The organism is Shewanella sp. M16, assembly GCF_018224605.1.
In the GTDB taxonomy this organism is placed as follows: Bacteria; Pseudomonadota; Gammaproteobacteria; order Enterobacterales; family Shewanellaceae; genus Shewanella; species Shewanella oncorhynchi.
Map to the genome: position 1 here is coordinate 125,556 of NZ_JAGTUL010000012.1, position 10,015 is coordinate 135,570.

8 protein-coding genes are annotated in these 10,015 nt (G+C 45.8%); 3 read left to right on the plus strand and 5 right to left on the minus strand.

Features of this window, described 5'->3' with window-relative positions:
• Window position 1: 1 nt before the first annotated feature.
• Both betB and betI read right to left on the minus strand, forming a co-directional pair.
• A complete protein-coding gene (gene betB / locus KFE26_RS10415; RefSeq protein ID WP_212600357.1) occupies window positions 2–1,465 on the minus strand; it encodes a betaine-aldehyde dehydrogenase in 1,464 nt (487 codons plus the stop codon).
• The gene (gene betI, locus KFE26_RS10420; RefSeq protein ID WP_212600358.1) at window positions 1,456–2,061 is read right to left on the minus strand and encodes a transcriptional regulator BetI; all 606 of its coding nucleotides are present in this window, start codon (window positions 2,059–2,061) and stop codon (window positions 1,456–1,458) included. Before betI ends, betB begins: the two co-directional genes overlap by 10 nt.
• A 599-nt stretch (window positions 2,062–2,660) precedes the next feature.
• Here betI and yiaY point away from each other — a divergent pair.
• From yiaY to KFE26_RS10435, 3 genes are all read left to right on the plus strand, one after another.
• Window positions 2,661–3,809 (plus strand): L-threonine dehydrogenase, encoded by a 1,149-nt coding sequence (yiaY, locus tag KFE26_RS10425; RefSeq protein WP_028760717.1) that lies wholly within the window; start codon window positions 2,661–2,663, stop codon window positions 3,807–3,809.
• Between the two features lie 850 nt (window positions 3,810–4,659).
• Entirely contained in the window at window positions 4,660–5,025 is a 366-nt protein-coding gene (locus KFE26_RS10430) for a hypothetical protein (RefSeq protein WP_028760718.1), read from the plus strand.
• Between the two features lie 288 nt (window positions 5,026–5,313).
• Window positions 5,314–5,520, plus strand: coding sequence for a hypothetical protein (locus KFE26_RS10435; protein WP_028760719.1), 207 nt, complete (start codon window positions 5,314–5,316; stop codon window positions 5,518–5,520).
• A gap of 80 nt (window positions 5,521–5,600) precedes the next feature.
• Here the strand turns inward: KFE26_RS10435 and KFE26_RS10440 are convergent, their stop codons facing one another.
• The 3 genes from KFE26_RS10440 to aceB form a co-directional block, all read right to left on the minus strand.
• Window positions 5,601–5,969: an acyl-CoA thioesterase gene (locus tag KFE26_RS10440; RefSeq protein ID WP_006080843.1), complete on the minus strand. Its 369-nt coding sequence runs from the start codon at window positions 5,967–5,969 to the stop codon at window positions 5,601–5,603.
• Between the two features lie 534 nt (window positions 5,970–6,503).
• On the minus strand, window positions 6,504–7,829 hold the full coding sequence (gene aceA / locus KFE26_RS10445; RefSeq protein ID WP_212600359.1) for an isocitrate lyase: 1,326 nt from the start codon (window positions 7,827–7,829) through the stop codon (window positions 6,504–6,506).
• Between the two features lie 139 nt (window positions 7,830–7,968).
• The gene (gene aceB, locus KFE26_RS10450; RefSeq protein ID WP_212600360.1) at window positions 7,969–9,618 is read right to left on the minus strand and encodes a malate synthase A; all 1,650 of its coding nucleotides are present in this window, start codon (window positions 9,616–9,618) and stop codon (window positions 7,969–7,971) included.
• Between the last annotated feature and the right edge of the window lie 397 nt (window positions 9,619–10,015).

Consider the following 10,015-nt stretch of genomic DNA (forward strand, 5'->3'; position numbering starts at 1 on the left):
CTTAAAATGGGCTTTCTAAGGGCTGTAGACCCACATAAACGGCTTTAACTTGGGTGTAATGCTTGAGTGTCTCGCTACCGTTTTCACGGCCAATGCCCGACAACTTATAACCTCCCACGGGCATTTCGACTGGCGAGGCGCCATAGGCATTGATCCAGCAAATACCCGCCTGTAACTGATGAATGACCCTATGAGCACGGCTGATATCTTGGGTAAACACCCCAGCGGCCAAGCCCATAGCGGTATTGTTTGCCCGAGCAATCACTTCCGCTTCCTCTTTAAAGGTGAGTACCGACATCACAGGGCCAAAGATTTCCTCTTTACAGATCCGCATCTCGTCGGTGCAATGGGTGAAAATCGTCGGGGCAACAAAGTAACCATTGGGAGCATTATCAGGCGTTAATGCTGTGCCACCGGTGAGCAGAGTTGCGCCGTCATCGATACCTTGCTGAATATAATCGAGTACTTTTTGCTGATGATCTTTGGAGATCAAGGCGCCAAAGTTAGTCTCTGGCGCCATAGGATCGCCCACCACAATATTGGTTTGAGTACGCATAAGCAGTTTTTCGATAAAGCGTGGATAAACTGACTCATGGACAAACACCCGCGTCCCATTAGTACAGACTTCACCTTGGGTATAGAAGTTACCGAGCATGGCACCTGAAACGGCATTATCGATATCGGCATCATCAAATACGATAAGCGGTGATTTACCACCGAGTTCCATAGTGACGTCTTTTAATGAACTTGCTGCCGCGGCCATGACTTTTTTACCGGTACCGACTTCGCCCGTGAAGGACACTTTGGCAATATCCGGATGTCCCGTTAACCAAGCGCCGACCTTGCCGTCACCCATCACGACGTTAAATACGCCATCGGGCAAACCCGCCTCACTAAAGAGTTGCGCTAATTTCAGTGCGCCAAGCGGCGTTTCTTCCGAAGGTTTAAAAATCATAACATTGCCGCTGGCTAATGCAGGAGCGGCCTTCCAACAGGCGATTTGCAATGGATAATTCCACGCGCCAATGCCAGCACAAATGCCTAAGGGCTCGCGGCGGGTGTAATAAAAATCCCCACCGACTTGCTGCTGCGCGCCTTCAAGCCCTGGGGCAATATGGGCAAAAAATTCGATAGCATCTGCGCCTGTGACCACATCAACCACTGAGGCTTCTTGCCAAGGTTTACCTGTGTCGCACACTTCGATTGCCGCGAGTTCATCATTACGAGCCCGCAATAATGCGACCGCCTTTAACAGAATACGACTGCGTTCGGTGGCACTCATGGCAGACCAAATCACAAAGCCTTTTTTGGCGCTCTCGATGGCCGCTTGCTGAATTTTTTCATCGGCCACTTGCACTCGGTACGCCAATTGCCCAGTGGCAGGATTGACGACGTCGAAGGTTTCGCCGCTATCGTTAGCGAGCAGCTGACCCGCAATAAAGTTGTACTGTACTTCTACTGACATGTTTTGACTCCATGCTGCTTTATAACATTGTGGATAAAGGTTTTGCATAATTTTTCGGCCTGAACAAAATCCTGCTCAGGGGTTTCACTTAAGGCGCTGCGTAACCAAAATCCATCGATCATCGCCGCCGTTTGCTTAGCAGCCATCAGGGCAAACTCTTTGGGCAACACGTGCCGAAAGGAAAAATGTAAGTTGCTGTATAAGCGGCGACTATTGATATTCTGCAAACGGGCTAACTGGGGATCGTGGACGGCCTGTGCCCAAAAACTCAGCCAAGTGTGAGTGACATTTCGTGAGCGCTGTAACTCGGTAAAATTCGCTTCAACTATCATCATTAAGCGCTCTGTTGGCGCCAACACTTGTCCTTGGATTCGATTGAGCAACGCTTGCTTTAACTGCTCGAGCAAGTGGCGCAGCGTCGCTTGGATCAAGCCCTGCTTACCACTGAAATAATGACTGATGATCCCCGACGACATCCCCGCCAACTGACTAATGCTGTTGATGGTCGTGTGCTGCAATCCATGCAAGGCAACCGATGCTAATGTCGCATCGATAAGCTGCTGTCTGCGTATCAATTTCATTGCGGCTTTAGGCATAAATACTCAAGGAATAACCACTCTCTCAATACTCTGAACGACGTTAATTGAACGTTCAATTAACAATCATGATAATGATTAGTGATGTAACTATCAACCTAAAATACCACAGTGACAAAGCTCACAAGTTAGTTATGTAAAAAAGAATTAACCTGTAAAAACAAGATAAAACTATAGATTCCTTTGACTTACGGCCCTACCACAACCACAGCAGTACGCATAAATCAATATTAGATATCAAACTAATTAATTGGAGTTAATGCTACAAATGAGAGTATTCATGAGGTTTAACCTCTGTTAGATTTAACAATTGAGCCGTCAAATGCTGGATAAAAAGTGGGATAAAAAGTAAACGAAAAATGCACAGAAATGATGCATCACCAGGGGCGCTAACAACGCTAAAAAACCATATCGTACGCCAACACTAATACCCGTCATAAAAGTCCGAAATTTAGTTACCCAGTTCCAACTTTAGTGGGAAATTACCCTCAGATAAGCGCCGAACTCGATCAAGCTCACACTTTCACTACCTCCAAATTGGTAGCTTGATCACCAGAAAAGAACACAACTTAATCTTTACAAGCAAATAGGTGGATTTTATGGCTGCTAAATTTTTTATTCCTTCTGTCAACGTATTAGGCCAAGGCGCAGTGGATGATGCTATCGGTGACATCAAAACCTTAGGCTTTAAACACGCACTCATAGTGACAGATAAACCCTTAGTCAAGATTGGCTTAGTGGGTGAAGTGGCCGAAAAACTCGGTCAAAATGGTATTACCTCCACCATCTATGATGGTGTACAACCTAACCCAACCGTGACGAACGTCGAAGCGGGTTTAGCCCTGTTAAAAGCCAACAAGTGTGACTTTGTGATTTCACTCGGCGGCGGCTCACCCCATGATTGTGCCAAGGGTATCGCCCTTGTTGCCACCAACGGTGGCAGCATCAAAGATTATGAAGGGTTAGATCAATCCGCGAAACCACAGTTGCCGTTAGTGGCCATTAATACGACGGCAGGTACTGCCAGTGAAATGACGCGCTTCTGTATCATTACCGACGAAGCCCGCCACATTAAAATGGCGATTGTCGATAAACACACCACGCCTTTGCTGTCGGTCAACGACCCTGAGTTAATGCTGAAAAAGCCTGCGAGCCTAACTGCCGCAACAGGTATGGATGCACTGACTCACGCGGTTGAAGCCTATGTGTCTATTGCAGCGAACCCGATCACCGACGCCTGTGCGATCAAGGCTATGGAATTGATTCAAGCTAACTTAGTCAACGCAGTTGAAAACGGTCAAGACATCAACGCCCGTGAACAAATGGCCTACGCCCAGTTCTTAGCAGGTATGGCGTTTAACAATGCCAGCTTAGGTTATGTGCATGCGATGGCGCACCAATTAGGCGGTTTCTACGATCTGCCCCACGGCGTGTGTAACGCTCTGCTGCTGCCACATGTGCAGGAATACAACGCCCAGGTCGTCCCTGCTCGCTTAAAAGACATTGCCAAGGCTATGGGTGTCGATGTGTCTGCGATGACAGATGAGCAAGGTGCTAGTGCGGCGATAGCGGCAATCAAAAAACTGTCTGTTGCGGTTAAGATCCCAGAAAACCTGACCTTGTTAGGCGTGAAAGCGGAAGATATTCCAACACTTGCGGATAACGCGTTAAAAGATGCCTGTGGATTCACCAATCCAAAACAAGCGACCCATGCGGAGATCTGTCAGATCTTCACTAATGCGCTGTAATTGTGCGCTGTAATCGCCATACCTTACCAATCGCAAGTTAGCACACAACAATCGTGCGCTAACTTGCTGGATAACGACTTATTGTCCTGCTAGTGCGTAAACACGACTTCATCCTCCAATGAATTCGTTTTAGGCTCCAATAGTGCACAGATTATTGCTGCACTATTGGGGCCTTTTTTACACCTGTATCAACAAGATGGTGAGGTAAGTTACTATCTTAAAAATTGAGTAACAAAAACCAACATAAAACTCAGTGTCTATGCACCTTTGCACTGACAAAACACTCACAAATCTGCATATTCAAGAAGAAAGGATCTGAACCTCAAATATTCATAGCAAAATGATATAAAAAACGTGATCTCTGTGGGTTACAGACTGTTACAGATCCGATAAGATGGCCCCAGTTCGCTTTTTCCCTGCAAAAGATGAAGCCAGCTGAGAGGCCCGTTCTAACGAATGGGCCTCTGTCCATTCTACCTTCTGCGTTTCCTCTGCGACAACTTATGCTGCCACTTACTCATATAGCTCCCATCAAAGTTTAATTAACCTATTTACTCCGCTGTTCGCTCTTTTTATCAATAAGACTTACTGACGACCAAGTTGTTGCTTTATTAATCAGTAATTCAGCAAAAGCGAAACTTCACCCAAAACTGAGATCTAGCACAAAGTTATTGGCATAAAACTCATGCTAAATAGAGACATGACAGATTAAGTAAATGGTTAATTTTCATGCAGTAACTATCCTTCTCCGTCAAAAAACATCAAGGCTATATAGACTTAATTAATGATTGACCGAATTCAAAAACGATGCCTATGATGGCAACAATATCCTCGAACAGGTAGGTACGCTATGACTGCAATCACCCATGTATATAACTACACAGTTAGATGTCCACATTACAAAGATCCTGAACATCCCGTTACTTGGTTAAATCATATTGAAATGAACCAGTCCTGTGAGATCGCGTTAAATCGCATCACTAAATGGCACGAGCTTTCTGGGGAAAAAACCTTCGAAACGAATAAGTTTGTGGTTCGTAAAGCCGAAAATGAAGATGCTTACTTCTCAATGCAGAGTGACAGACTCAAAAATGACGGCCATGCCTTAGTCACCTTTAAAATCTTTTTAGACGATTGCTGTGACGATGCGGCGCCAGAAGAAATTATGCAGCACCTGATTGAAGACTATCAACAACGCTTAGCCAAACTCGAATAATCTTTGCAGTATTATTTAGCGACCTTAGACGCCAGTGCGCAAAACGCCACTGGCGTTTTTATTTGTCGAGTTCGATAACTCAACCCACGACGTCATTTAATGCTCTTAGTTTCACTCACTCGGTTGACACTCGCCCAGAAGCATTGCAACAGCGACTCGGCAGATAATATCGCCATAGCGTGATTCAGCTCAAGATCTGTTATATTGTCCCGAATGTCATTTAGCACAGTAAAAATGGCAAGGCCCAGTAAATTGAGTTACGAACTTAAATTGAGGATTGGCATCACAATGAATAAAGCGACGCTCATTATTATTCCTTTATTACTCGCTACATCCGCCTGTGCGGATTTAAAGGACGCAGGCCGTGCCATCGGCACAACGACTAAAGAAGTCACCACTGAGATAGGCCACGCGACTCGAGACACGACAAAAGCCATAGGTCATGCTTCACGGGATGCGGTCAAATCGGTAAAAGAAGATTTAACCAAAGACTAATGACAGTGACGCCTAGGCGTCACTGCTCATTTTAAGCATCTTATACATTTAAGCATCACGCATTTTAAGCGCCACGCACCTTAAGCCGCATTCGCCCGAATACCATGGGGCACAGGCAATCCTTGGGCATTCACATGCACAAACACCATCTTATCTATACTCACCACTGGCGCCTGCGTCATCTTATTACGTACTTGACAGCTCACGGTAATAGAACTGTGGCCAAGACTCACCAGCTCCAGACCAAACTCAATCACATCCCCTTGATGCGCTGGCGTCATAAAGTTGATTTCAGAAATCAGCTTAGTCACATGGCTCGTGCTCTTCATCTGGCAGGCAGCAAAGATAGCGGCCTCCTCATCTATCCAACTGAGTAACTGACCGCCAAACAGGGTATTTGCTGGATTTAAATGTTCAGGTTTAACTAAACGGCGACTGTAATATTTCATGGCGGTGACCTCAATGTGAATGCCAATAATCAGCTTTAATACGCTATAACTTCCCACTGTATTCAGAGCATTTTCCAGGCCACTATTAATAGCCATTAAATAACAATGAGATAGCAATAAGCTGCTGTAAAATAATCTGATTATTGCACCAAGTCGCATCAAAGTTGCACCATATTAATCAGCACAATAGTGAACCAATAAGCAAAAAAATAGCGACTCATAGAGTCGCCAAGCTAAGGCAAGCAAAAACTTACTGGGTAGGAAGTTAAGTCACAAGGTTTGACTTAAAAACCCGCACAGCACATGTAGGCGAACTGCACGGGGACAACAGCTGCAAAGCAGCTAAACACAGGTTTACAGGTAACACTCTTTCACACTCGACTCGAGATTTAAGCTGCAAGCTCAGTAACTCATCACAGTCCGATCTTGCCCTCTATTTCGAGTTTTTAACCACGCCTCACCAGATACATCAGCATAAGGCGTGCTAAGGAGTGATCCACAATCACAATGGATCATCCTAAGCGCTTCTACTGCTTAAAACTGCTCTTCTTCGGTAGACCCTGTCAGTGCAGTCACTGATGAATGGCCACCTTGAATAACCGTAGTCACTTGGTCGAAATAACCTGTGCCCACTTCCTGTTGATGCGCCACGAAAGTGTAACCTTTCTTCGCTGCAGCAAACTCAACTTCTTGAACTTTCTCAACATAATGCTTCATACCTTCGCCACGAGCATAGTCGTAAGCGAGGTCGAACATGTTGTACCACATGTTGTGGATGCCGGCTAAAGTGATGAACTGATACTTGTAGCCCATGTCTGATAATGCTTGTTGGAAGCGCGCGATAGTGGCGTCATCCAGATTTTTCTTCCAGTTGAACGAAGGCGAACAGTTATACGCCAGCAGTTGATCTGGGTATTGGGCATGAATCGCTTCAGCAAAAATACGCGCTTCTTCAAGATCCGGTTTAGCGGTTTCACACCAAATCAAATCCGCATAAGGGGCATAGGCCAGACCGCGAGAAATCGCTTGGTCAAGACCGGCTTTCACACGGTAGAAACCTTCACTGGTGCGCTCGCCAGTCACGAAATCACGATCGTATGGGTCGCAATCTGAAGTTAACAAATCGGCCGCGTTAGCATCGGTACGTGCGATAACCAGCGTATCGACACCGCTCACGTCCGCTGCTAAACGTGCAGCAACCAGCTTTTGTACCGCTTCTTGGGTTGGCACTAATACTTTGCCGCCCATGTGACCACATTTCTTCACTGAAGCTAACTGATCTTCAAAGTGAACACCGGCAGCGCCCGCGTCGATCATCGACTTCATCAGTTCGAAGGCATTTAATACGCCGCCAAAACCCGCTTCTGCGTCAGCAATAATTGGCAGAAAGTAATCAACAAATTTTTCATCTTCTGGATTAACGCCATTGCCCCACTGAATTTGGTCAGCACGACGGAATGAGTTATTGATGCGTGACACCACAGCTGGCACTGAATTGGCTGGGTATAAAGATTGATCTGGGTACATAGTGCCGGCTAAGTTAGCATCGGCTGCCACTTGCCAACCTGAAAGGTAAATCGCTTCGATACCCGCTTTCGCCTGTTGTACCGCTTGACCACCCGTTAACGCACCCAGTGAATTCACATAGCCTTTTTTAGCGCCACCGTTAACCAATTCCCATAACTTAGCAGCACCGCGCTTAGCGATAGTATTCTCAGGCACGATTGAACCGCGAAGCGCAACCACTTCTTCTGCGGTATAAGGACGACGCACGTGTTTCCAACGTGGGTTTTCTGCCCAATCTCTCTTGATTGCATCAATCTGCTCTTGACGTGAAGTCTGAGTCGTTGCCTTAGTCATAATGTCGCTCCTTTCTCTTTGATGTTGTAGCTATCATGAAACTGCCCCCAGTTTCACTCTGCTAAATTGTTTGGTTGGCGGTAGCCCCGCCACAGCTAAATCTGGTTTACCTAAAACGGTTCAAGCAAATGAGTTCATTCTAAGCTGTCAGCATTTCGTAACCGGGTAAGGTTAAGAAATCGACCAGCTCGTCGGAGGTGGTAATGTCTTCAAGCAACACCGCTGCTTGGGTGAATTTGCCATGGGTGAATCTGTCGCTACCCACTTCTTTTTTCACGTTCGACAGCTCTTCAACCAACATGTCTTTAAAGAGTTGTTTGGTCACTAATTTGCCGTTTGACAGCGACTTACCGTGTTGGATCCATTGCCAAATTGAGGCTCTAGAGATCTCAGCCGTAGCCGCATCTTCCATTAAGCCGTAAATAGGTACACAACCGTTGCCGCTGATCCACGCCTCTAAATACTGCAGGGCGATACGAATGTTCAGACGCATCCCTTGTTCAGTGCGCTCACCGTCGCAGGTTTTAAGTAACTCGCTGGCAAGGATCGGCGCGTCTACATCACGGGTAATATGTAATTGATTACAGTGATCTTGGCCTATGTATTCGTTGAAAATCCCCATAGCGGTGTCGGCAAGGCCAGGGTGCGCGACCCAAGTGCCATCGTGACCGTTACGCGCCTCAAGCTCTTTATCCTTACGCACCCGCTGCAATACGGCTTCGTTCTGAGCAGGATCTTTAGCAGGAATAAAGGCTGCCATGCCGCCCATAGCTAAGGCACCGCGTTTGTGGCAGGTCTTAATCAAGAGTCTTGAATAAGCACTTAAGAAAGGCGTATCCATAGTGACGGCTTGGCGATCCGGTAAGACTCGGTCGCTATGACGTTTTAATGTTTTGATATAGCTGAAGATGTAATCCCAACGACCACAGTTCAGTGCGACGATATTGGAACGTAGTTCATAGAGAATTTCGTCCATTTCGAACACGGCAGGCAAAGTCTCAATCAAGCAAGTACATTTAATCGTGCCCGCTTGCAGACAAAATCTTTCCTCAACAAAAGCAAACACTTTTGCCCACCAGCGCGCTTCTATATGACTTTCTAACTTAGGAATATAAAAGTATGGACCACTGCCCTTGGCCAAAAGTTGGCGATAGTTGTGGTAGAAATACAGTGCGAAATCAAACAGTGAGCCAGGAATCGCTTTGCCATTAAACTGTACGTGTTTTTCTTTAAGGTGCAGACCACGAACGCGGCAGATAAGCACTGCCGGATTTGGTCCTAATTTATAGTGCTTACCCGTGTCCGGTGCTGTGTACTCAATATCACCACGCACGGCATCACGTAGATTGATTTGACCTTCGACGACTTTTTCCCAGCTTGGTGCTAAAGAATCTTCAAAGTCGGCCATAAACACTTTGGCGTTGGCGTTGAGTGCGTTAATCACCATTTTACGTTCAACGGGACCTGTGATTTCCACGCGGCGATCAAGCAAGTCATCGGGAATACCGCGAATCTGCCATGCACCATCACGGATAGCTCGGGTTTCAGGCAGAAAGTCAGGTAATGCTCCTTTATCAATACGTGCTTGTTTATCTTTACGTTTAGCGAGTAAGGCAGGTACTTCGTCGGCAAACTCACGACAAAGGGATTCGAGTAAGGCGACAGCCCCTTCGGTAAATATGACTTCTTGGCCTGGAATGTCACGACCCACAATATTAAGCGTGGCGTTTGCTGTAGCTTTACCCAGTGTCGAATTCAATTGCTGTTCACTCAAAGTGTGTTCCGTCATCTTGATGCCCTCCCAAGAGGCTCCACTATCACAGGCTTAACGCTGACATATAAAGCAGTAGCATCCCCAATCACCACTGCTTATAAACTCACCAAAAAACCATCAAATGTTTGTTTCGAACTAAAACTTACCGACAAACGTTTGTATTTGCAACAGTCCAAGATTGACAAAAACATGCATTAACCTAAGTAAAAACCATGCTAAAATTGGTCTGACCAAGCAATAAAACAAACAACAAATAACTGATAAATATGTAATTAAACATTTTAATCACATATGACAATTGCAGTTAAATGAAACTTGTAAGACAACTTTACCAATCAATACGCAAAGTAATTAATTACGTAATTAAATAACTAATAGTAAATCGGTCTCTTATACACCGCACAGTGACAAA